Annotated in this window: 19 protein-coding genes; 14 read left to right on the top strand and 5 right to left on the bottom strand. The window is 59.8% G+C overall.

The genetic code is table 11. The features are described 5' to 3' along the window. Positions 1-2 precede the first annotated feature (2 nt). From rpsF to ACYZUC_RS17430, 9 genes are all read left to right on the top strand, one after another. Positions 3-425: a 30S ribosomal protein S6 gene (gene rpsF / locus ACYZUC_RS17470; RefSeq protein ID WP_008035342.1), complete on the top strand. Its 423-nt coding sequence runs from the start codon at positions 3-5 to the stop codon at positions 423-425. Positions 426-453: 28 nt separating this feature from the next. Further along, positions 454-684: a 30S ribosomal protein S18 gene (rpsR, locus tag ACYZUC_RS17465; RefSeq protein WP_002551829.1), complete on the top strand. Its 231-nt coding sequence runs from the start codon at positions 454-456 to the stop codon at positions 682-684. A gap of 36 nt (positions 685-720) precedes the next feature. Continuing rightward, positions 721-1614 carry a hypothetical protein gene (locus ACYZUC_RS17460; protein ID WP_461989461.1) on the top strand — a complete coding sequence of 298 codons (894 nt, stop codon included), beginning with the start codon at positions 721-723 and terminating at the stop codon, positions 1612-1614. Positions 1615-1633: 19 nt separating this feature from the next. Next, on the top strand, positions 1634-2080 hold the full coding sequence (gene rplI / locus ACYZUC_RS17455) for a 50S ribosomal protein L9 (RefSeq protein WP_008035347.1): 447 nt from the start codon (positions 1634-1636) through the stop codon (positions 2078-2080). Positions 2081-2200: 120 nt separating this feature from the next. Beyond that, positions 2201-3595, top strand: coding sequence for a replicative DNA helicase (gene dnaB, locus ACYZUC_RS17450; RefSeq protein ID WP_461989460.1), 1395 nt, complete (start codon positions 2201-2203; stop codon positions 3593-3595). Between the two features lie 190 nt (positions 3596-3785). Beyond that, positions 3786-6089 (top strand): YgiQ family radical SAM protein, encoded by a 2304-nt coding sequence (locus tag ACYZUC_RS17445; RefSeq protein ID WP_310266865.1) that lies wholly within the window; start codon positions 3786-3788, stop codon positions 6087-6089. Positions 6090-6381: 292 nt separating this feature from the next. Continuing rightward, on the top strand, positions 6382-9657 hold the full coding sequence (locus tag ACYZUC_RS17440; RefSeq protein ID WP_461989459.1) for a transglutaminase family protein: 3276 nt from the start codon (positions 6382-6384) through the stop codon (positions 9655-9657). 88 nt (positions 9658-9745) lie between these two features. Further along, positions 9746-12232, top strand: coding sequence for a circularly permuted type 2 ATP-grasp protein (locus ACYZUC_RS17435; protein ID WP_461989458.1), 2487 nt, complete (start codon positions 9746-9748; stop codon positions 12230-12232). Further along, positions 12232-13122 (top strand): transglutaminase family protein, encoded by an 891-nt coding sequence (locus ACYZUC_RS17430; RefSeq protein ID WP_461989457.1) that lies wholly within the window; start codon positions 12232-12234, stop codon positions 13120-13122. Before ACYZUC_RS17435 ends, ACYZUC_RS17430 begins: the two co-directional genes overlap by 1 nt. 238 nt (positions 13123-13360) lie before the next feature. Here ACYZUC_RS17430 and ACYZUC_RS17425 read toward each other — a convergent pair whose 3' ends face one another. Beyond that, positions 13361-13552, bottom strand: coding sequence for a hypothetical protein (locus ACYZUC_RS17425; RefSeq protein ID WP_461989456.1), 192 nt, complete (start codon positions 13550-13552; stop codon positions 13361-13363). A 68-nt stretch (positions 13553-13620) separates the two neighbouring features. Then, positions 13621-14208 (bottom strand): LOG family protein, encoded by a 588-nt coding sequence (locus ACYZUC_RS17420; protein ID WP_008035363.1) that lies wholly within the window; start codon positions 14206-14208, stop codon positions 13621-13623. Positions 14209-14551: 343 nt separating this feature from the next. Between ACYZUC_RS17420 and azu the strand changes: the two genes are divergently transcribed. Next, entirely contained in the window at positions 14552-14998 is a 447-nt protein-coding gene (gene azu / locus ACYZUC_RS17415; protein WP_253401540.1) for an azurin, read from the top strand. 168 nt (positions 14999-15166) lie between these two features. Here the strand turns inward: azu and nadE are convergent, their stop codons facing one another. The 3 genes from nadE to ACYZUC_RS17400 form a co-directional block, all read right to left on the bottom strand. Then, on the bottom strand, positions 15167-15994 hold the full coding sequence (nadE, locus tag ACYZUC_RS17410; protein WP_461989455.1) for an ammonia-dependent NAD(+) synthetase: 828 nt from the start codon (positions 15992-15994) through the stop codon (positions 15167-15169). A gap of 4 nt (positions 15995-15998) precedes the next feature. After that, on the bottom strand, positions 15999-17225 hold the full coding sequence (gene pncB / locus ACYZUC_RS17405) for a nicotinate phosphoribosyltransferase (protein WP_461989454.1): 1227 nt from the start codon (positions 17223-17225) through the stop codon (positions 15999-16001). Between the two features lie 216 nt (positions 17226-17441). After that, complete coding sequence (locus ACYZUC_RS17400) at positions 17442-18347, bottom strand: LysR family transcriptional regulator (protein ID WP_461989453.1); 906 nt, start codon at positions 18345-18347, stop codon at positions 17442-17444. 174 nt (positions 18348-18521) lie between these two features. On the opposite strand from ACYZUC_RS17400, the gene amaB reads away from it, so the two are divergent. The 4 genes from amaB to ACYZUC_RS17380 all read left to right on the top strand — a co-directional run bounded on the left by amaB (position 18522) and on the right by ACYZUC_RS17380 (position 24000). Beyond that, positions 18522-20012 (top strand): L-piperidine-6-carboxylate dehydrogenase, encoded by a 1491-nt coding sequence (gene amaB / locus ACYZUC_RS17395; RefSeq protein WP_192226936.1) that lies wholly within the window; start codon positions 18522-18524, stop codon positions 20010-20012. A 119-nt stretch (positions 20013-20131) separates the two neighbouring features. Next, the gene (gene amaA / locus ACYZUC_RS17390; protein ID WP_461989452.1) at positions 20132-21415 is read left to right on the top strand and encodes an L-pipecolate oxidase; all 1284 of its coding nucleotides are present in this window, start codon (positions 20132-20134) and stop codon (positions 21413-21415) included. Positions 21416-21780: 365 nt separating this feature from the next. After that, entirely contained in the window at positions 21781-22914 is a 1134-nt protein-coding gene (locus tag ACYZUC_RS17385) for a branched-chain amino acid ABC transporter substrate-binding protein (protein ID WP_461989451.1), read from the top strand. A gap of 171 nt (positions 22915-23085) precedes the next feature. Continuing rightward, a complete protein-coding gene (locus ACYZUC_RS17380; protein WP_008035385.1) occupies positions 23086-24000 on the top strand; it encodes an ABC transporter permease subunit in 915 nt (304 codons plus the stop codon). The last annotated feature ends 2 nt before the right edge of the window (positions 24001-24002 follow it).

Raw genomic sequence — 24002 nt, 5'->3', positions numbered from 1 at the left:
TCATGCGTCATTACGAAATCATCTTTTTGGTCCACCCGGATCAAAGCGAGCAAGTCGGCGGCATGGTTGAGCGTTACACCAAGCTGATCGAAGAAGACGGCGGCAAAATCCACCGTCTGGAAGATTGGGGCCGTCGTCAACTGGCCTACGCAATCAACAATGTTCACAAGGCTCACTACGTGATGCTGAACGTTGAGTGCACTGGCAAGGCCCTGGCCGAGCTGGAAGACAACTTCCGCTACAACGATGCAGTGATCCGTAACCTGGTCATCCGTCGCGAAGAAGCCGTTACCGGCCAATCCGAGATGCTCAAGGCTGAAGAAAACCGCAGTGAGCGCCGTGAGCGTCGCGACCGTCCTGAGCACTCCGACGCCGAAGGCGTTGATGGTGATGACAGCGACAACAGCGATAACGCTGACGAGTAATCCACGGACCTTTTGAGGAGCCTATTACATGGCACGTTTCTTCCGTCGTCGTAAATTCTGCCGCTTCACCGCTGAAGACGTGAAAGAGATCGATTACAAAGATCTCAACACTCTGAAAGCCTACGTATCCGAGACCGGCAAAATCGTTCCAAGCCGCATCACCGGTACCAAAGCTCGTTATCAGCGTCAGCTGGCCACCGCTATCAAGCGCGCCCGCTTCCTGGCCCTGCTGGCCTACACCGACAGCCACGGCCGCTGAGACCGGGCAGTCGACACGTAGCAAAGGATTGAATGCATGCGTGCCATAGCTGAGTTCATCATGCGCGGCCGTATGCAGGCCACTCTCGTAGTGGCTGGATGCGCAACATTGCCGTTGTTGTATTGGTTGGGTGCTGCCGCCGGATGCCTTGTGCTCCTGCGGCGCGGATTGAAGGACGCCCTTGGCGTACTTGCTCTGGGACTGCTGCCGGCGTTGATCTGGTGGCTTTACTCCGATGACCCACGGGCACTTCTGGTGCTGCTGGGGTCTTCGAGCCTTGCGTTGGTTTTGCGCGCAAGCGAGTCCTGGAACCGCGTGCTGCTGGTCAGCATAGCGATGGGAGTGGTGTTTGCAGTGGTGCTGGGGACAGCTTTTGCTCCCCAAATCGAGATGCTGGCGCAGGCCTTGATAAAGGTCATGCCGTCGCTACTCGGTGATGTCTACCAGAAGTTGTCGGTAGACGAGCAAGCGCATTTTGCGTCCCTGATTGCACCGGTCCTGACTGGCCTGATTGCGGCCTTGTTGCAAATCGTCAGTGTGCTGAGCCTGATTGTCGGGCGCTACTGGCAGGCGTTGTTGTACAACCCGGGTGGTTTTGGTCGCGAGTTTCGCGCCATCCGATTCCCGCTGGGGCTGGCGATGTTACTGCTGGCGTTCATGCTTCTGGGGCCGAACATCGGCCCGCAGATGGCCATGTTGACGCCGTTGTGCAGTGTACCGCTGGTGTTCGCCGGGCTGGCCCTGATTCATGGGCTGGTGGCGCAAAAGCGACTGGCCAGATTCTGGCTGGTGGGGTTGTACGTCACGCTGTTGCTGTTCATGCAGCTGATCTATCCGTTGCTGGTGGTCCTGGCCATCGTCGACAGCCTGATTGATTTTCGCGGTCGTTCGGCGCCGAAAGACGCCGATAGCGCGAACGGTGAAGGTTAAAAGTTAAGAGGATTTTCACATGCAACTGATCCTTCTGGAAAAAGTCACCAACCTGGGCAACCTGGGTGACAAAGTAAACGTTAAGGCTGGTTACGGTCGTAACTACCTGCTGCCTTACGGCAAAGCTACCGCCGCGACCCCAGCCAACCTGGCTGCGTTCGAAGAGCGTCGCGCTGAGCTGGAAAAAGCCGCAGCAGACCGTAAAACTTCGGCTGAAAGCCGTGCCGCCCAACTGGCTGAGCTGGAAGTGACTATCACTGCCACCGCTGGTGACGAAGGCAAGCTGTTCGGTTCGATCGGTACTCACGACATCGCTGATGCACTGACCGCCTCTGGCGTTGAAGTTGCAAAAAGCGAAGTTCGTCTGCCGAACGGCACCATCCGCAACGTAGGCGAATTCGACGTAGCCGTGCACCTGCACGCCGAAGTTGAAGCCACCGTACGCGTTGTCGTGGTAGCAGCTTAAGCAGCACTTGTCGGCTGGCACCCTCGGGTGCTTGTCGGTAACATCGGGCACGATCCTGTTTACAGGTCGTGCCCTTTGTCTTTCTGAAATCCCTGCTTTTACTAAATAAACCAAGTGGCCATGAACGAAATCTCCGCTCCCGAGCAATACGATCTGCAAACCGCTTCCCTGAAGGTGCCGCCGCATTCCATCGAGGCCGAACAGGCCGTGCTTGGTGGTTTGATGCTGGACAACAACGCCTGGGAACGCGTGCTCGATCAAGTCTCCGACGGCGATTTCTATCGACATGACCACCGCCTGATTTTCCGTGCGATCGCCAAACTCGCCGACCAGAACTCCCCGATCGACGTCGTGACCCTTGCCGAGCAATTGGACAAGGAAGGTCAGACCTCGCAAGTCGGTGGCCTCGGTTACCTCGGTGAGCTGGCGAAAAACACGCCGTCCGTCGCCAACATCAAGGCGTATGCGCAGATCGTTCGCGCGCGAGCGACGTTGCGGCAGTTGATCGGCATCGCCACCGAGATTGCCGACAGCGCCTTCAACCCGGAAGGTCGCACTGCTGAAGAGATTCTCGACGAAGCCGAGCGGCAGATCTTCCAGATCGCCGAGGCCCGGCCTAAAACCGGCGGCCCGGTGAGCGTGAATGACCTGTTGACCAAGGCTATCGACCGCATCGACACCTTGTTCAACACCGATAACGCCATCACAGGGTTGTCCACCGGTTACACCGACCTCGACGAGAAGACCAGCGGCTTGCAGCCGGCCGACTTGATCATCGTCGCCGGCCGTCCGTCGATGGGTAAAACCACCTTTGCGATGAACCTGGTGGAAAACGCCGTGTTGCGCAGCGACAAGTGCGTACTGGTTTACTCGCTCGAGATGCCAGGCGAATCGCTGATCATGCGTATGTTGTCGTCCCTCGGCCGTATCGACCAGACCAAGGTCCGTGCCGGTCGCCTGGACGACGATGATTGGCCGCGCCTGACATCGGCGGTCAACCTGCTCAACGACCGCAAGCTGTTCATCGACGATACGGCGGGCATCAGTCCGTCGGAAATGCGCGCGCGGACCCGGCGTCTGGTGCGTGAGCACGGCGATGTCGCCCTGATCATGATCGACTACCTGCAATTGATGCAGATTCCGGGTTCCGCCGGTGACAACCGGACCAACGAGATTTCCGAGATCTCGCGTTCCTTGAAGGCCCTGGCCAAAGAATTCAATTGCCCGGTGGTGGCGCTGTCGCAGCTCAACCGCTCCCTGGAGCAACGACCGAACAAACGGCCGATCAACTCCGACCTCCGGGAATCCGGAGCGATCGAGCAGGATGCCGACGTCATCATGTTCGTGTACCGGGATGAGGTTTATCACCCGGAAACCGAGCACAAAGGCATCGCCGAAATCATTATCGGTAAGCAGCGGAACGGCCCGATCGGCACGTCGCGACTGGCGTTCATCGGTAAGTACACCCGCTTCGAAAACCTGGCGCCGGGTAGCTACAACTTCGACGACGAGTAAATTATGTAGCGCCTGTCAGGGCCTCTTCGCGGGCAAGCCTCGCTCCTACAGGGGGTCACATTCCTCTGTAGGAGCGAGGCTTGCCCGCGAATGGGGTCGCCGCTAATTTCCGACCATAACCGTCGGAATTGGTCATTTTTTGTGCTATATTCCGCGCCCGCGATTTTTCATCTCAACACCGGTCATCGTCATGCAAACAGCCAAGCCGTTATTTGACTATCCCAAGTACTGGGCCGAATGTTTCGGTCCAGCGCCATTCCTGCCAATGAGCAGGGAGGAGATGGATCAGCTTGGCTGGGATTCCTGCGACATCATCATCGTCACCGGTGATGCCTACGTTGACCATCCGTCGTTCGGCATGGCGATCATCGGCCGGCTGCTGGAGTCCCAGGGCTTCCGCGTCGGGATCATTGCCCAGCCGAACTGGCAGTCCAAAGACGACTTCATGAAGCTCGGCGAGCCGAACCTGTTCTTCGGTGTCGCGGCCGGCAACATGGACTCGATGATCAACCGCTATACCGCCGACAAGAAAATCCGCTCCGACGACGCCTACACCCCCGGTGGCCTGGCGGGCAAACGTCCGGACCGCGCGAGCCTGGTTTACAGCCAGCGCTGCAAGGAAGCCTACAATCACGTGCCGATCGTACTTGGTGGCATCGAAGCTTCCCTGCGCCGCATCGCCCACTACGACTACTGGCAGGACCGGGTGCGCAATTCGATCCTGATCGACGCCTGTGCCGACATCCTGCTCTACGGCAACGCCGAGCGTGCGATTGTCGAAGTCGCCCAGCGCCTGTCCTACGGCCACAAGATCGAAGACATCACCGATGTGCGCGGCACCGCGTTCATCCGTCGCGATACGCCGAAAGACTGGTACGAAGTCGACTCCACGCGCATCGACCGTCCGGGCAAGATCGACAAGATCATCAACCCGTACGTGAACACCCAGGACACTCAAGCCTGCGCCATCGAGCAGGAAAAGGGGCCGGTTGAAGACCCGAGCGAAGCCAAGGTCGTGCAGATTCTGGCCAGCCCGAAAATGACCCGCGACAAGACGGTGATCCGTCTGCCGTCGGTCGAGAAGGTCCGTGGCGATGCGGTGCTTTATGCTCACGCAAACCGCGTGCTTCACCTCGAAACCAACCCGGGCAACGCCCGCGCGCTGGTGCAGAAGCACGGCGAAGTCGACGTCTGGTTCAACCCGCCGCCGATTCCGATGACCACCGAAGAAATGGACTACGTGTTCGGCATGCCTTACGCACGTATTCCGCACCCGGCGTACGGCAAGGAAAAAATTCCTGCCTACGACATGATCCGCTTCTCGGTGAACATCATGCGTGGCTGCTTCGGCGGCTGCACCTTCTGCTCGATCACCGAGCACGAAGGCCGGATCATCCAGAACCGTTCCGAAGAGTCGATCATTCGCGAAATCGAAGAGATCCGCGACAAGGTCCCAGGTTTCACCGGCGTCATTTCCGACCTCGGCGGCCCGACCGCGAACATGTACCGCATCGCGTGCAAGAGCCCGGAAATCGAATCCGCGTGCCGCAAGCCATCGTGCGTGTTCCCAGGCATCTGCCCGAACCTGAACACCGACCACTCGTCGCTGATCCAGCTGTATCGCAGCGCCCGTGCCTTGCCGGGTGTGAAGAAGATTTTGATCGCTTCCGGTCTGCGCTACGACCTCGCCGTCGAGTCGCCGGAATACGTCAAGGAGCTGGTGACCCACCACGTCGGTGGTTACCTGAAGATCGCCCCGGAACACACCGAGGAAGGTCCGCTCAATCAGATGATGAAACCGGGCATCGGCAGCTATGACAAGTTCAAGCGCATGTTCGAGAAGTACTCCAAGGAAGCCGGGAAAGAGCAGTACCTGATTCCGTACTTCATCGCCGCTCATCCGGGCACGACCGACGAAGACATGATGAACCTGGCCTTGTGGCTCAAGGGTAACGGCTTCCGTGCCGACCAGGTGCAGGCGTTCTACCCGTCGCCGATGGCCACCGCCACCGCGATGTACCACTCGGGCAAGAACCCGCTGCGCAAGGTCACTTACAAGAGCGACGCCGTGACCATCGTCAAGAGCGAAGAGCAGCGTCGTCTGCACAAGGCGTTCTTGCGTTATCACGACCCGAAAGGCTGGCCGATGCTGCGTGAAGCGCTGACCCGCATGGGCCGCGCCGACCTGATCGGGCCGGGCAAGAACCAGTTGATCCCGCTGCATCAGCCAGCGACCGATAGCTACCAGAGCGCCCGTCGCAAGAACTCGACGCCGGCCGGCAGTCACAAAGTCGCGGGTGAGAAGACCACCAAGATCCTGACCCAGCACACCGGTCTGCCACCGCGTGCCAGCGATGGCGGTAACCCGTGGGACAAGCGTGAACAAGCCAAGGCAGCGGCATTCGCCCGCAACCAGCAAGCGGCCAAGGAGCGCAAGGATGCAGCCAAAGGCAAAGGGCCGAAGCCTGCGCGCAAGCCGGTTGTGCCGCGCTAAACGCTGAGCGCTGTTAACAGAACGCCAACCTTCGGGTTGGCGTTTTGCTGTCTGCTACATAAAAATCGGGGATCTGCGACGGGGCAAATGGCCTCTTCGCGAGCAGGCCGGCATTGCTGGCGTCTAAGTGGACCGAGCGCCACAAATCCGTGCAACGCCCCCAAACCAATTTCCCGCATCGCCCGATTTTGGTGCTGTACTGCCTCAAGCAACCGGAGAAAGCGCCAGCGCCACTGGATGGCATAAGTCTTGCGCGCTTTCCAATACGCTTAAGGCTCGCAGGAGGCACGCCGTGTCGATTCATGTCGCATTGCACCACGTCACGCATTACCGCTACGACCGCGCTGTCGAGCTCGGTCCGCAGATTGTTCGCCTGCGCCCGGCCGCTCACAGCCGTACGCGGATACTGTCGTATGCGCTGAAAGTCTCGCCCGAGCAGCATTTCATTAACTGGCAGCAGGACCCTCAGGGCAATTACCTGGCGCGTCTGGTGTTCCCGGAGAAAACCGAGGAACTGCGGATCGAGGTCGATCTGCTGGCGGAAATGGCGGTGTTCAATCCGTTCGACTTCTTCCTCGAACCCTACGCGGAAAAAATCCCGTTTGCCTACGCCGCGGACGAGCGCAAGGAACTGGCGCCGTACCTGGAAACCCTGCCGCTGACGCCGAAATTCAAGGCCTATCTGGACGGCATCGACCGCACGCCGCTGCCCAGCGTGGATTTCCTCGTCGCGCTCAATCAGCGCCTGAGCGAGGACATCGGTTACCTGATTCGCATGGAACCGGGCGTACAAACGCCCGAACACACCCTCGAACATGCCTCCGGTTCCTGCCGCGACTCGGCGTGGCTGCTGGTGCAACTGCTGCGCAACCTGGGTCTGGCGGCGCGTTTTGTCTCCGGCTATCTGATTCAACTGACCGCCGACGTCAAAAGTCTCGACGGCCCGTCGGGCACCGAAGTGGATTTCACCGATTTGCACGCCTGGTGCGAGGTCTATTTGCCCGGTGCAGGCTGGATCGGCCTGGACGCGACTTCAGGCCTGTTTGCCGGTGAAGGACACATTCCGTTGGCGTGTAGTCCCGATCCGGGCTCTGCGGCACCGATCAGTGGCCTGGTGGAACCGTGCGAGTGCGAATTCACCCACGAAATGTCCGTTGAGCGGATTTGGGAGGCGCCGCGCGTCACCAAGCCCTACACCGAAGACCAGTGGCTGGCGATCCAGGCGCTGGGCCGGCAGATTGATGCCGACCTGCTGGAAGGCGACGTACGCCTGACCATGGGCGGCGAGCCGACCTTCGTCTCCATCGACGATCCGGACGGCGCCGAGTGGAACACTGCCGCGCTGGGGCCAGACAAGCGGCGTTTGTCCGCCGAGTTGTTCCAGCGAATGCGCAAACATTACGCCCCCAAAGGGCTGGTGCATTTCGGTCAAGGCAAGTGGTACCCCGGCGAGCAACTGCCGCGCTGGTCGCTGAACTGCTATTGGCGCCGCGATGGCGTGCCGATCTGGCACAACAGCGCGCTGATTGCCGATGAGCAGGAAGACTACGGTGCCGATGGCGAGCTGGCCGGGCGTTTTCTGGCGAGTGTCGCCGAACGCCTGAAAATTCCGACACGCTTTGTGTTCCCGGCCTACGAAGACAATTTCTATTACCTCTGGCGCGAAGGCGCTTTGCCGCTGAATGTCAGCGCCGAGGATTCGCGTCTGGAAGAACCCTTGGAGCGTGCGCGACTGCGCAAAGTCTTCAGTCAGGGGTTGGATAAAGTGATCGGCCAGGTGTTGCCACTGGCGCGCACGGCCAAGGGCGATCAGTGGCAAAGCGGCCGCTGGTACCTGCGCGACGAGCACTGCCGGTTGGTGCCGGGGGATTCGCCACTGGGTTATCGCTTGCCACTGGGCTCGCAGCCGTGGGTGAAAGCCGCCGAGTATCCCTTTATCTATCCCAACGACCCCAATCAGGAATTCCCGGCGCTTCCAGATGCTCAGCAGTTGAACAGCCCCGGTGCCGCGGCCGAAGTGGTCGAGCGTGATCTGGAAGTCGACGAATCCGCCGATTGGCTGACGCGCACTGCGTTCTGCGCCGAGGCGCGGGAAGGGCGGTTGTACTTGTTCATGCCGCCGCTGGAGCGAGTCGAGGATTACCTGGAGCTGGTCACTGCAATCGAGGCCACGGCTGAGGAGCTGCATTGCCCAGTGCTGCTGGAAGGCTATGAACCGCCAAGCGATCCGCGCCTGAGCAACTTTCGCATCACCCCGGATCCGGGCGTGATCGAGGTCAACGTGCAGCCGTCCGCCACCTGGGATGAACTGGTCGAGCGCACCGAGTTTCTCTACGAAGAAGCGCGCCAGACGCGGCTGACCACTGAAAAATTCATGATCGACGGCCGACACACCGGCACTGGCGGCGGTAACCATTTCGTACTGGGTGGCGCGACACCGGCTGACTCACCGTTCCTGCGCCGTCCCGATTTGCTGCGCAGCCTGATCAGTTACTGGCATAACCACCCGTCGTTGTCCTACCTGTTTTCCGGATTGTTCATCGGCCCGACGTCCCAGGCGCCGCGCGTCGATGAAGCGCGCAACGATGCGTTGTACGAGCTGGAAATCGCCTTCGCCCAGATGCCTGAACCCGGCGAGGAATGCGCGCCATGGCTGGTCGACCGGCTGCTGCGCAACCTGTTGATCGACGTGACGGGTAACACTCATCGCGCCGAATTCTGCATCGACAAGCTTTATTCGCCCGATGGCGCAACGGGGCGCCTTGGTTTGCTGGAGTTGCGTGCTTTTGAAATGCCACCCCATGCGCGCATGAGTCTGGCTCAGCAGTTGTTGCTGCGAGCGCTGGTTGCGCGGTTCTGGCGCGAGCCCTACGCGCCTCCGAAACTGGCGCGCTGGGGCACGGAATTGCACGACCGGTTCCTGTTGCCGCACTTTATCGAGCAGGATTTTGCTGACGTTATCGTCGACCTCAATGCCGCGGGTTATCCGGTGCGGGCCGAGTGGTTTGCCGCGCATCTGGAGTTTCGCTTTCCCAAGGTCGGCGATTACGCCGTCAGCGGCATCGAGCTGGAAGTGCGTCAGGCGCTGGAGCCTTGGCATGTGCTGGGCGAGGAGGGCGCGGTCGGCGGCACGGTGCGCTACGTGGATTCATCCCTGGAGCGCTTGCAGGTGAAACTCACCGGCCTGGCCCCGCAGCGCTATTTGCTGACCTGCAACGGCATTCCGGTGCCTTTGCAGCCGACTGGTCGTGTTGGCGAGTTCGTCGCAGGCGTGCGCTTTCGTGCCTGGCAGCCGGCCAACTGTCTGCAACCGACGATCCCGGTCCATGCGCCGCTGGTGTTCGACCTGCTCGACACCTGGATGCAGCGTTCGCTGGGGGGGTGTCAGTACCACGTCGCCCATCCCGGCGGGCGCAACTACGACAGCTTGCCGGTGAACGCCAATGAAGCCGAGAGTCGGAGGATGGCGCGTTTCTTCCGCATCGGACACAGCCCTGGGAAACTTCCTATACCGATTCTGGAAATAAACGACGAGCTGCCGATGACTCTCGATTTGCGACGTTTCTAAACCGTACGCGACGCTCGGATTTTTCGTATATCCGGGCGTCATGAGCGTGCGTTAGTCTGACCGTTCCTTGCTGTCTGCCGAGCTTTCCATGCCTGACCTGCTTGACCGCTACCCGCTGACGGCGGGCACTTATCACGAACTGCTCGACGACAGTGGCGCCGTACGCCCGCACTGGCGTCGGTTGTTCGACCAGTTGCAACGCAGCACGCCCGCGCAGCTGGTGCAGCGTCAGGCACTGCTGACCCGGCAGATCCAGGAAAACGGCGTGACCTACAACGTCTACGCCGATCCCAAGGGGGCCGACCGGCCGTGGGAACTGGACTTGCTGCCCCACGTGATCGCTGCGGACGAATGGGAGCATTTGTCGGCCGGCATCGCTCAGCGGGCTCGACTGTTGAATGCTGTGCTGGCGGACTTGTATGGCCCGCAACGGTTGATCGCTGAAGGCTTGCTGCCGGCTGAGCTGGTATTCGGCCACAACAACTTCCTCTGGCCCTGTCAGGGCATCTCGCCGCCCGACGAGGCCTTTCTGCATCTGTATGCCGTGGATCTGGCCCGTACGCCCGACGGTCGCTGGTGGGTGACGGCGGATCGGACTCAGGCACCGTCCGGCGCCGGTTACGCGCTGGAAAACCGCACGATCGTGTCCCGGGCCTTCCCCGAGTTGTACCGTGATTTGAAGGTGCAGCATCTGGCTGGGTTCTTCCGCACGCTTCAGGAAACCCTGGCCCGTCAGGCGCCAAGCGACGATGAAGTGCCATTGGTGGTGCTGCTGACTCCGGGGCGTTTTAACGAAAGCTATTTCGAACACCTGTATCTGGCGCGGCAACTCGGTTATCCGTTGGTGGAGGGCGGCGACCTCACGGTGCGCGATGCCACGGTTTACCTGAAAACCTTGAGCGGCCTGCGTCGGGTCCACGCGATCATGCGCCGGCTCGACGACGACTTCTGTGATCCGCTGGAACTGCGCACCGACTCGGCGCTCGGTGTGCCGGGCCTGCTCGAAGCCGTGCGACAAGGGCGGGTGCTGGTGGCTAACGCGCTGGGCAGCGGCGTACTGGAATCGCCGGGGTTGCTGGGCTTCCTGCCGAAGATCAATCAATTCCTGTTCGGCGAAGAGCTGATCCTGCCCTCTATCGCCACGTGGTGGTGCGGCGAAGCCCCGGTGCTGGCCCAAGCGCTGGAAAAACTACCGGAATTGCTGATCAAACCAGCGTTCCCGTCACAGAGCTTCGCGCCGGTGTTTGGCCGCGATTTGAGTGAAAAACAGCGTCAGGCGCTTTCCGAGCGCATGCAGGCACGACCTTATGCCTATGTGGCGCAAGAACTTGCGCAATTGTCCCAGGCGCCGATCTGGCAGGCCGAGGGTGGTCAGTTGCAACCTCGGGCCATCGGCATGCGCGTGTACGCAGTGGCGAGTCGCGACGGGTATCGGGTTTTGCCCGGCGGTTTGACCCGGGTGGCCGCCGAGGCCGACGCGGAAGTGGTGTCGATGCAACGCGGCGGCGCGAGCAAGGACACCTGGGTGCTGGGGGATCGGCCTCCCAGCGGCGAACAATGGAAAGCCCAACGCAACATTGGCGTGCACGATCTGGTGCGACGCGATCCGTATTTGCCGTCGCGGGTGGTGGAAAACCTGTTCTGGTTCGGCCGTTACTGCGAGCGCTGCGATGACAGTGCGCGGTTGTTGCGGATCATGCTGGCGCGCTACGTCGATGGCGATGACCCGCAAGCGTTGGAGGCCGCGGTCGATCTGGGTGAGCGGCTGATGTTGCTGCCCGAAGAGGGCGAACTGCCTGAACGGTTGTTGGCGGCGCTGCTCGGTGATGACTGGCCGTTCAGCCTGCGTTCCAACCTGCAACGGCTGCAGTGGGCGGCGTCGCAAGTGCGCGGCAAGCTCTCGCGGGAGAACTGGCAGGCGCTGGTGGAGTTGCAGCGTGAGGCCGTTGAGCTGGAAACCGAAGAGCCGGATTTCGGCGAGTTGCTGGATTTTCTCAACCGTCTGGTGATGTCGCTAGCGGCGCTGTCGGGTTTTGCGCTGGACGACATGACCCGGGACGAAGGCTGGCGCTTCCTGATGATCGGTCGACGGATCGAACGCCTGCAATTTCTCAGCGGCAGCCTCGCGGCGTTTCTGCGCGGTAGCGGCGCCTTTGATCAGGCCGGGCTGGAGTGGCTGCTGGAACTGGGTAACAGCAGCATCACCTACCGCTCGCGGTATCTGGCCGTGGCACAATTGATTCCGGTGCTGGACCTGTTGCTGCTCGACGAACAAAACCCCCACGCGGTGCTGTTCCAGTTGAAGCTGGTGACCCGCACCCTCAAACGTTTGAACGATGATTTTGCTGTGCCGCGTGAAGCCGGCTTGCCGTTTCTGGTGGAACGTCTGGCGCGCTTTGATCTGGGGTGTCTGGAGAACTCACTGTTCGGTGAAACCAGCGTGCGTGCCGCCATTAATGGCCTGGCCGACCTGCTGCAAGAGATCGCCGATGCGAGCGGGCAGGTGTCGGATCGATTGGCATTACGCCATTTCGCCCACGTCGATGATGTCAGCCAGCGTACGGTGTCCGTCTGATGAGCGCCCATTACCAGATTTTCCATGACACCCATTATCACTACGACAGCCCGGTGTCCCTCGCCCAGCAGTTGGCGCATCTGTGGCCGCGCTCGTGCGCCTGGCAGCGTTGCACTGCACAACAATTGCAGATCAGCCCAGATCCGACGGCGCGCCGCGACGAACTGGATGTGTTCGGCAATCCGCTGACCCGGCTGGCGTTCGAGCGGCCTCACGATGAGTTGCTGGTCAATGCCAGTCTTACTGTCGAAGTGCTGGCCCGGCCAACGCTGGATTTCAATCAATCGCCGGCCTGGGAAGAAACCCGCAACGCACTGACCTACAGCAGTCAGCCACTTTCGCCCGACGTGCTCGAAGCGTGCCGTTACCGGTTTGAGTCGCCGTATGTGCATTTGAAGCGCAATTTCGTCGAGTTCTCGGAAAGTTGTTTTCCGGCGGGGCGGCCGCTGTTGCTCGGCGTCCAGGCGTTGATGGAAAAAATCTTCAGCGAATTCACCTTCGACGCCGAAGCCACTCAAGTGGCAACGCCTTTGGTGGAAGTGCTGGAGCGTCGGCGTGGGGTGTGCCAGGACTTCGCTCACCTGATGCTCGCTTGCGTGCGTTCTCGTGGGTTGGCGGCGCGTTACATCAGCGGTTATCTGCTGACTCAGCCGCCACCGGGCCAGCCACGGCTGATCGGTGCCGATGCTTCACACGCCTGGGTTTCAGTGTTTTGCCCGGTGTTGGGTTGGGTGGATTTTGATCCGACCAACAATGTGCAACCGGCACTCGAACACATCACCCTGGCCTGGGGCCGGGATTTTTCGGATGTATCGCCGTTGCGCGGGGTGATTCTGGGGGGCGGAAATCACGATCCGGAAGTCCGGGTCACCGTGATGCCACTGGAGTAACCCAGAACCCCTGTAGGAGCAAGCTTGCTCGCGATGATGGCGGTACATCCAACATTAATGTCGCTGGGAGATCGCAATCGCGAGCAATCGAGCGTCGACCGGCTGCTCCTACAAAAGCGGATGTGCGGTTCTTTCGGGATGGGGGTATTGCGGAAGGGATTGTGAGGGTCAGCAACATCGCTGCTGACCCTGGACACAGATCCGGTGGGCCTGATCAGATCATCGGGCCCTGAGGGTCTCAGGCGTCGGGCGCCTGATCTTTCGGTGCTTCAACATCACTTTCTGCGGTCACTTCACCGTCTGCTTCCGGGTTCAGTGCGGCGGCGTCTTCTTCAGCTGTAGCTTTCTTGCGCTGAAGCTTTTCCTCTTTCTTCTGCTCCTTGGCCAAGTCTCTCTGACGTTTGGCGAAGGAATAATTAGGTTTAGCCATGGGCGATCCTCTGGGGTCGAAGGTGAGGTTGAGCGGCGCATATTCTGCCCTGTATCGGTGCCTAGCCGTTAGCTGGGTTTTTGCTCGGCCCATTTTGGCAGTACCGAGGGCTGCCAGGCGTCCAGTGCATCGAGCAGGGTGTGCGGCGATTCGCTCACTTGCAGCATGTCACGGTGTGCTTCGCGAACGAAGCCTTCGCCGACGATATGATCAAGAAAACCGGTCAATTTGCTGTAGAAACCGTTCACTTCCAGCAGTCCCAGCGGTTTGCCGTGGTAGCCGAGCTGGCCCCAGGTCCAGACTTCGAACAGTTCTTCCAGAGTGCCCAGGCCTCCGGGCAGCGCGATGAAGGCGTCGCTGAGCTCGGCCATCCGCGCCTTGCGCGCATGCATGCCGTCGACCACTTCCAGGCGCGTGAGGCCGCTGTGACCGATTTCCTTGTCTTTGAGGCTTTGCGGGATGATCCCGATCACTTCACCGCCGGCCGCCAGTGCGGCGTCGGCGACGATCCCCATCAGCCCGACGGCACCGCCGCCATAGACCAGGGTCAGCTTGCGCTCGGCCAATGCTCGCCCGAGGGCGACAGCCGCTTCACGATAAGCCGGGTTGGTGCCGGTGCTGGCACCGCAAAATACACAAACGGACGCTAAAGACATGCCTTACTCCATGGTCAGGATGGCCACAGAGTAAAGGCAGAGGCGCTACGCTCCAAGGTCTAAACTTCACGCCGGGACGTTTCACAGGTGCCACTGGCGCCACAGGCGTAAGCGGCGAGCAAACTGCACAACAGGCTATTGATGGACATGACAGACGCTCCGTATAAGTGATGACGACCTGATGATAGGGCCGCCCTAGACGTCTGGCTGGTAGATTGTTTCGATAGGTGTCATAGCTCGAAAGTTGTATACAATTTTTGATTCAGGTCATAGGAACTTGCGAAGTTTTCAGGCAGTCTTCTGTCCATTCGCACTTTTGTTAACCCTGCCTTGGAGATTCACCATGTTTGCCAAACTTGTTGCAGTATCCCTGCTGACACTGGCCAGCAGTCAATTGATGGCTGCCGAGTGCAAGACGACCATCGACTCCACCGACCAAATGGCTTTCAACACCAAGGCCATCGAAATCGACAAAAGCTGCAAGACCTTCACCGTTGAACTGACCCACTCCGGCAACCTGCCGAAAAACGTCATGGGCCATAACTGGGTGCTGAGCAAAGAAGCGGACATGCAGCCGATCGCCACCGATGGCCTGTCTGCCGGCATCGACAAGAACTACCTGAAAGAAGGTGATGCACGCATTATCGCTCACACCAAAATCATCGGCGCCAAGGAAACCGACTCGGTGACCTTCGATGTCTCCAAGCTTGATGCAGCCGAGAAATACGGCTTCTTCTGCTCGTTCCCGGGCCACATTTCGATGATGAAAGGCACGGTTACGCTGAAGTAAGCGAATCGCGCGCATAAAAAAAGCGTCCATTTGGGACGCTTTTTTTGTGCCTGACGTTTGACCGCGTCATCGTTCTTCGCGGGCAAGCCTCGCTCCTACAGGGCTTCGACACACCCCCTGTAGGAGCGAGGCTTGCCCGCGAAGGCGTCGGATCAGGCGCCATCTAAATCATGGCGCAAACGGCATCACCCGCTTGTGATGGGTCTTCCTGTACGTATCACAAATGATCTTGAACGCTTCCTCGCGCACCGGCTCACCGTGCAGGAACGCGTCGATCTCGGCATACGTCACGCCATGGGACGCTTCGTCCGGTTTACCCGGCGACAGGTCTTCAAGGTCCGCCGTCGGGACTTTTTCCACCAGCGATTCCGGCGCGCCGAAACTGCGGGCAATCGCCCGGACCTGATTTTTCACCAGACCGCTCAACGGGGCCAGGTCGCAGGCGCCGTCACCGAATTTGGTGAAGAAACCCATCACCGCTTCCGCCGCATGATCGGTGCCGATCACCAGGCCATGGGCCGCGCCGGCGATGGTGTACTGGGCGACCATGCGCATCCGTGCCTTGGTGTTGCCGAGGACGAAATCCACCGAGACCGCGTGCTTGCCTTCGAACGCTGCCACTTCATTGGCCAGGGATTTGACCGCCGGGCCGATGTTCACGGTGTGACGCTCGTCTGGCTTGATGAAGTCCACCGACGCCTGGGCGTCGTGTTCATCGAACTGGGTTTCGTACGGCAGGCGCACGGCGATGAACTTGTAGTTGTCATCACCGGTGCGGGTGCGCAGTTCACACATGGCGCGCTGGGCCAGCAGGCCGGCGGTCAGGGAATCGACGCCACCGCTGATCCCGAGCACCAGGGTCTTGAGCCCGGAATTGACCAGGCAATCCTGGATGAAACTGATGCGCCGCACGATTTCAGCTTCGAGGGCGGCCTCGTCGGCGAATGGCGGTTGAACCTTGAGCTGCTCAGCAATCTCACGCTGTACGGCTTGCATGAATTCACTCCTTGCTTGGTGTGCTGGAAAGGGCGGCAGGAACTTTGAAAACGTGTCGCAAATAGGCAACGAAATTCGGGTCTTTACAGTGAGTCTTGCCAGGCTCGTCGGAGATCTTTGCCACCGGCTGGCCGTTGCAGGCCGCCATTTTAAGCACGATGCTCATCGGTTCGACACCCGGAATATCGCACGTCAGGTTGGTACCGATGCCGAAGCTGACATTGATCCGACCGCGCAATGCGCGAAATATTTCCAGCGCCTTGGGCAGCGTCAGGCTGTCGGAGAACGTCAGCGTCTTGCTCATCGGGTCGATACCCAGCTTTTGATAGTGGGCGATCGCCTTCTCCGCCCAGATCACCGGATCACCGGAGTCATGTCGCAGACCGTCAAAGAGCTTGGCGAAGAACAGGTCGAAGTCGTTGAGGAAGGCATCCATGGTGATGCAGTCAGTCAAGGCGATCCCCAGCAGGCCGCGGTACTCGCGGACCCAGCAATCGAGGGCGGCGATCTGGCTGTCGATCAGCCGCGGACCCAGTTGCTGGTGGGCCATGATCCACTCGTGGGCCATGGTGCCCAGCGGTTTCATGTCCAGCTCTCGCGAAAGGTGTACGTTGCTGGTGCCGACGAAGCGCCCGGGGAAATCGTGCTTGAGCACGTTCACCACTTCTTCCTGCACACGGTAAGAGAAGCGACGGCGAGTACCGAAATCGGCTACCTGCAATTCGGACAATTCGTCGCTGCTGGCATTCGCGGTCAGCCAGTCGAACTTGCGATAGAGCTGCTCACGCGCCTGCACCAGCACGATCTCCCGGTAGCGAAAGCGGTTGCGCACTTCGCTGACGATGGACAGCAGCGGCACTTCGAACAGGATCACATGCAGCCACGGTCCGCGCAGACGGATGAACAGTTCGCCGTTTTCGATGCCGGTGTGGACGTAACGCAGATTGAAGCGGAACAACCCGAGAAAACGCAGGAAATCCGGTTTCATGAAGCTGATGCGCTCCATGAAACTCAACTGGTCGGCGCTCAGGCTCAGCTCGGCCAGGCGCTCGATCTGAAAGCGGATTTCCGCCAGGTACGGGCGCAAATCCTCACTGTTACGGCAACGAAACTCCCATTCGACTTCCACGTTCGGGTAGTTGTGCAGCACCGCCTGCATCATCGTCAGTTTGTAGAAGTCGGTGTCGAGCAGGTTCTGCACGATGCGATCGGCAAACACACTCTCGCTCATAACGGGGTTCTCCAGGCTGGCCGCGGCCCGTGGCGGCGACGTTGCAGCTGTTTCAATGATGGGGGCTAGTGGCGCATATCAGCGCTGGGTATTGCCAGTGTTTTTTTGTGAGGGTTATGCCGCTGCTGATGGCCTCTTCGCCGGCAAGCCCGGCTCCTACAGGATCTTTGTCTGGCTCGAAACCTGTAGGAGCACGGCTTGCCGGCGAAGGCGTCCTCAAGGCATTACAGGGCTATCGATTTGCTCCAGCATCCACTTCACAAAATCCCGCACCTTCGGCACTTCCGCCGAATGCTCCGGGTACGCCAGGTAATAGGCGTCGGAACTGGGCATCGCATGCTGCCAGGGAATGACCAGTTTGCCGTCGGCCAATTCCTCTTCCACCAGAAACCGCGGCAACAACGCTACACCGCAGCCGACCTGTGCAGCGCGAATGCACATATAAAAGGTTTCGAAGCGCGGGCCGTGGTAGCTGTGTTCGGTGTGGTAACCCTGGCTGTCGAACCAGTCGTGCCAGGCCTGCAGTCGGGAGGCGTTTTGCAGCAGGACCAAGTCGGTGAGTTGCGTCGGATCGGTGAACGGCGTGGCCGGCAGGCTACTCGGTGCACACACCGGAACAAGCTCTTCGCCGAACAGCTTCAGGCATTCGGTGCGGGGCCGTGAGCCCTGGCCGAAATAGAACGCCAGATCGCTGCGACCTTGCAGCAGGTCATCGGCTTCCTGCTCGCTGCACAGGTCCAGATGAATCGACGGATGGCGCAGGCGCCAGCCTTTCAATCGAGGCACCAGCCAACGGGCGCCAAAAGTCGGAGGCGTCGAGACACGCAGGACTTCGGTTTCACCGCCGTAGGAACGCAGGTAATGGGTCGACATCTCGACTTGCGTGAGGATTTTTCGTACCTCAACCAGGTACAAATCACCGGCCGGGGTCATTTGCAGGCGTCGGCGCACCCGCCGGAACAACAGGTGCTGCAACAATTCTTCGAGTTGCGCGACCTGTTTGCTGACAGCGCTCTGGGTCAGGTTCAGCTCTTCGGCGGCCCGCGTGAAGCTCAAATGCCGGGTCACGGCCTCGAAACACTGCAGCGCGGTGATCGACGGCAGGTAGCGTTTATTCAGCATGGGTTGTCCTTTTTTCTTGTTTCTTACTGACCAGCAATTCGCAGCATGAATAAACGGAATGATATCTCTCTTAAAGGTCGTTTGTTGGGTAACCTCCGGCGAGCTAAAACTACAGGTCTGATCAGCCGTGATATTCCGGCTGCACGTTTTCTGTTTTAGCTTGAGGAGTGACCCATGGTTGCCGCATTGCTTGATCGTCTTGGTGTGAACCCGGCCCTGTACCAGAACGGCAAAGTGCCGGTGCATTCGCCGATCGATGGCAGCAAGATCGCCTCTGTGAACTGGGAAGGCGCCGCTGAAGTCGAGCAGCACATCAGTCGCGCAGATCATGCGTTCGAATTGTGGCGCAAGGTCCCGGCCCCGCGCCGTGGCGAATTGGTGCGTCAACTGGGCGACATCCTGCGCGAATACAAGGCCGACCTCGGCGAGCTGGTGTCCTGGGAAGCCGGCAAGATCACTCAGGAAGGTCTGGGTGAAGTTCAGGAGATGATCGACATCTGCGATTTCGCCGTCGGTCTGTCCCGTCAACTGTACGGCTTGACCATCGCCTCCGAGCGTCCTGGCCACCACATGCGCGAAACCTGGCACCCGCTGGGCGTCGTGGGCGTGATCAGTGCGTTCAACTTCCCGGTCGCGGTCTGGGCCTGGAACACCACGCTGGCGCTGGTTTGCGGCAACCCGGTGATCTGGAAGCCGTCGGAGAAAACCCCGTTGACCGCGCTGGCCTGCCAGGCGCTGTTCGACCGTGTACTGAAGAACTTCAGCGATGCACCTGCGCACCTGAGCCAGGTGATCATTGGCGGTCGCGATGCCGGCGAAGCACTGGTCGATGACCCGCGTGTCGCGCTGATCAGCGCCACCGGCAGCACCCGCATGGGCCGCGAAGTGGCACCGAAAATCGCCGCCCGTTTCGCCCGCAGCATTCTCGAACTGGGTGGCAACAACGCCATGATCCTCGGCCCAAGCGCAGACCTGGACATGGCCGTTCGCGCCATTCTGTTCAGCGCCGTCGGCACTGCCGGTCAGCGTTGCACCACGTTGCGTCGCCTGATCGCTCACGAATCGGTGAAAGAAGAAATCGTCACCCGCCTGAAAGCCGCGTACTCGAAAGTGCGTATCGGCAACCCGCTGGAAGGCAACCTGATCGGCCCGCTGATCGACAAGCACAGCTTCGACAACATGCAGGATGCGCTGGAGCAGGCCTTGAGCGAAGGCGGCCGGGTCTTCGGCGGCAAGCGTCAGCTGGAAGACAAATACCCGAACGCTTACTACGTCTCGCCGGCCATTGTTGAAATGCCGGAGCAGAGCGACGTGGTCTGCCACGAAACCTTCGCGCCGATTCTTTATGTGATCGGCTACAAAGACTTCGACGAAGCCCTGCGTTTGAACAACTCGGTACCACAAGGCCTGTCTTCGTGCATCTTCACCACCGACGTGCGTGAAGCCGAGCAGTTCATGTCGGCGGTGGGCAGCGACTGCGGCATCGCCAACGTCAACATCGGCCCGAGCGGCGCGGAAATCGGCGGCGCGTTTGGTGGCGAGAAAGAAACCGGCGGTGGTCGTGAGTCGGGCTCCGATGCCTGGCGCGGGTACATGCGCCGCCAGACCAACACCGTGAACTACTCGCTGGAGTTGCCGTTGGCGCAAGGCATTACGTTCGACTGATCGGGCCCCATCGCTGGCAAGCCAGCTCCTACACGGTCTGTGTCGTTGCGCATAACCTGTAGGAGCTGGCTTGCCAGCGAAGCTTTTTCTGTTTGTTAGGTTTCTGTTGGAGTCTGGCAATGCCGTTACGCGAAGAGTGTCTGTGGGAAAAACTGACGCCGCAAAGGCCCGACAATGCTGCGCTCAAGGGCGAAGTGACGGTCGATGTCTGCGTCATCGGTGCCGGGTTCACCGGCCTGTCGGCGGCGGTGCATCTGCTGGAACAAGGCAAGACGGTGTGTGTGCTGGAAGCTCATCGTGCCGGTCATGGCGGTTCGGGGCGCAACGTCGGGCTGGTCAACGCCGGCATGTGGATTCCACCGGACGAGATCGAAGCCGGGTTCGGCAAAGCGGTGGGCAGTCAGCTCAATCGCATGCTGGGTGCCGCACCGTCCCTGGTGTTCAGCCTGGTCGACAAATACAACATCGATTGCCAGTTACGCCGCGAAGGCACGTTGCACATGGCGCACAACGCCCGTGGCGAAGCGGATTTGCGCAGTCGTGAAGAACAATGGAAACGTCGCGGTGCCCCGGTGGAACTGCTGACCGGTCAAGCCTGCGAACAAGCAACCGGCACCAAAAAGATCGCCGCCGCGTTGCTCGACAAGCGTGCCGGCACGATCAACCCGATGGCTTACACCACGGGGCTGGCCAAAGCAGCTATCGGCCTTGGCGGTCGGCTGTTCGATCATTCTCCCGTGACCAGGCTCGAACGTCAGGGCCAGCGCTGGTCGGTGCAAACGGCGCAGGGTTCGGTGCTTGCCGAGCAAGTCGTGATTGCGTCCAACGCTTACACCGAAGGTGACTGGACGGAACTGCGGCGCAATTTCTTCCCCGGTTATTACTATCAAGTGGCCTCGGTGCCGCTGACTGACGACGCCGCGCAGCAAATTCTCCCGGGTGGCCAAGGCTCGTGGGACACCCGGCAGGTGCTCAGCAGTATTCGTCGTGACAAAGACGGTCGCCTGTTGCTTGGCAGTCTGGGTAATGGCAATCAGAAGCCGACCTGGTTCCTCAAGGCTTGGGCTGACCGGGTTCAGCAGCACTATTTTCCGTACCTCAAACAGGTGGAATGGGAGTGCACCTGGACCGGTTGCATCGCATTTACTCCCGATCATTTGATGCGCCTGTTCGAACCAGCGCCCGGTTTAGTGGCAGTCACCGGTTACAACGGACGGGGCGTGACTACGGGGACGGTGGTCGGCAAAGCCTTTGCCGATTATTTGTGTAACGGAAATCCTCAGGCGCTGCCGATTCCCTTCGCACCCATGCAGCCACTGGCAGGGGTGGGCTTGCGCAGTTGTCTATACGAGGCGGGTTTTTCGCTGTATCACGCAGGCCAGTGCCTGCGGATCGTTATCTGATTGTTGAAATTTGTTGCTGGAAGCGGCGCTTTTCGGCGCAGCGGCTAGCCTGTAAAAGGTGCGGGTTGTAGCAGTACCGCACCAGCAGTGTGCACTTCGGTGACGCACGTTGTTACAGGCTGGTTGCACGTCGTTTGGCGCCGCGGTTGCAATGATGGCGCGCGAGGGTTGCGCCTTAAAAAATAAATGGTTTCACCTTCCGCGGTTTAGACGGTTGCACGCTCAATGAAAATGGGCTCGAAACAGTCGAAATAACAATAAAGCAGCGACTTTTTTCAGAATAAAAAACCGATGGCACGGCCCTTGCTCTGAGCATTCAGTGAAGTCGCAGTGCCAACTAAAAAAAAACCTTGGAGCACCACCTCATGTCCCAGACGTTTTACAAGAAAGGCTTTCTGGCCCTCGCAGTGGCAGCTGCGTTGGGTGTTTCTGCGTTTGCACAGGCTGACGTAAAAATCGGTGTTGCGGGTCCTATGACAGGCGCCAACGCAGCATTTGGCGAGCAGTACATGAAGGGTGCACAGGCAGCAGCCGACGCAATCAACGCGTCGGGCGGCGTCAACGGGGAAAAAATCGTACTGGTCAAGGGCGATGACGCCTGCGAACCGAAACAGGCTGTGACGGTCGCCAAGGACCTGACCAACCAGAAAGTGGCAGGCGTGGTTGGTCACTTCTGCTCCTCGTCGACCATCCCGGCCTCCGAGATCTACGACGAAGCAGGCATCATCGCAATCACTCCGGGTTCCACCAACCCACAAGTGACCGAGCGTGGTCTGAGCGCCATGTTCCGTATGTGCGGTCGTGACGACCAGCAGGGCATCGTTGCCGGCGACTACATCGTCGACGTGCTCAAAGGCAAGAAAGTCGTGGTTCTGCACGACAAAGACACCTACGGCCAAGGTCTGGCCGATGCCACCAAGGCTCAACTGTCCAAGCGCGGCGTAACGCCGGTTCTGTACGAAGGCCTGACCCGCGGCGAGAAAGACTTCAGCGCCGTGGTGACCAAGATCCGTGCAGCCGGTGCCGATGTCGTCTATTTCGGCGGCCTGCACCCGGAAGCCGGTCCACTGGTTCGCCAACTGCGTGAACAAGGCCTCAAAGACGTCAAATTCATGTCCGATGATGGCATCGTTACTGACGAACTCGTGACCACCGCCGGTGGCCCGCAGAACGTTGATGGCGTGTACATGACCTTCGGTGCCGACCCACGCCTGCTGCCAGACAGCAAAACCGTGGTAGACACCTTCCGCAAGGCTGGCACCGAGCCAGAAGGCTACACCCTGTACGCCTACGCTTCGGTTCAGACCCTGGCGGCTGCTTTCAACGGCGCCAAGTCCAACAGCGGCGAAAAAGCGGCCGAGTGGCTGAAGAAAAACCCGGTTAAAACCGTGATGGGCGAGAAGACCTGGGACGCCAAGGGCGACCTGAAAGTCTCCGACTACGTGGTTTATCAGTGGGACAAGGATGGCAAATACCACCAACTGGAAAAACAGAAGTGATATGAGCTGTTGATCTGCCCGGCGCCTTGCGCGCCGGGCAATCGAAGAACATGTCCGTGCAGTACCTGTCTTTTCTCGTAGAGCTGCACACAACCGTGTTGCGCGGGTGGCTGAACCCCGGTCCGTCGCACCTCGCTTTTGTGCAGTCTCTCAAATGCGTGAGATTGCGTTATGGATGGTATTTTCCTGCAGCAACTGGTCAACGGCCTGACCCTCGGGTCGGTCTATGGCCTGATCGCCATCGGCTACACAATGGTCTATGGCATCATCGGCATGATCAACTTCGCCCACGGCGAGGTTTACATGATTTCCGCTTACCTCGCGGCAATCAGTCTGGCTCTGCTGGCATACTTCGGTATTGAATCCTTCCCTCTGCTGATGCTTGGCACACTGGTCTTCACCATCATTGTCACAGCGGTATATGGCTGGGTCATCGAGCGTGTTGCCTACAAACCCCTGCGTAACTCCACCCGACTGGCACCGCTGATCAGCGCCATCGGTATTTCGCTGATCCTGCAAAACTATGCACAGATCGCACAGGGCGCCCGTCAACAAGGCGTACCGACCCTGCTGACCGGTGCATGGCGAGTGGAAGTCGGAAGCGGCTTCGTTCAGCTCACCTACACCAAGATCTTCATCCTGGTTGCCGCATTCGCCGGCATGGCCCTGCTGACCTACGTCATCAAGTACACCAAGCTCGGCCGCATGTGCCGCGCCACCCAGCAAGACCGCAAGATGGCCTCCATCCTTGGGATCAACACCGACCGCGTCATTTCCTACGTGTTCATCATCGGTGCGGCAATGGCGGCCCTGGCCGGCGTGCTGATCACCATGAACTACGGCACGTTCGACTTCTACGCAGGCTTCGTCATCGGCATCAAGGCGTTCACCGCAGCGGTACTCGGCGGGATCGGCTCGCTGCCTGGCGCGATGCTCGGCGGGATCATTCTCGGGATTTCCGAGTCGCTGTTCTCGGGTCTGGTCAACTCGGACTACAAAGACGTTTTCAGCTTCTCGCTGCTCGTTCTCGTTCTGGTCTTTCGGCCCCAAGGCCTGCTCGGCCGTCCTCTTGTGTCGAAGGTGTAAGC

The organism is Pseudomonas sp. GT1P32, assembly GCF_054897805.1.
The sequence above is the reverse complement of the archived record's forward strand: the minus strand, read 5'-3'. Positions and strand labels throughout refer to the sequence as shown.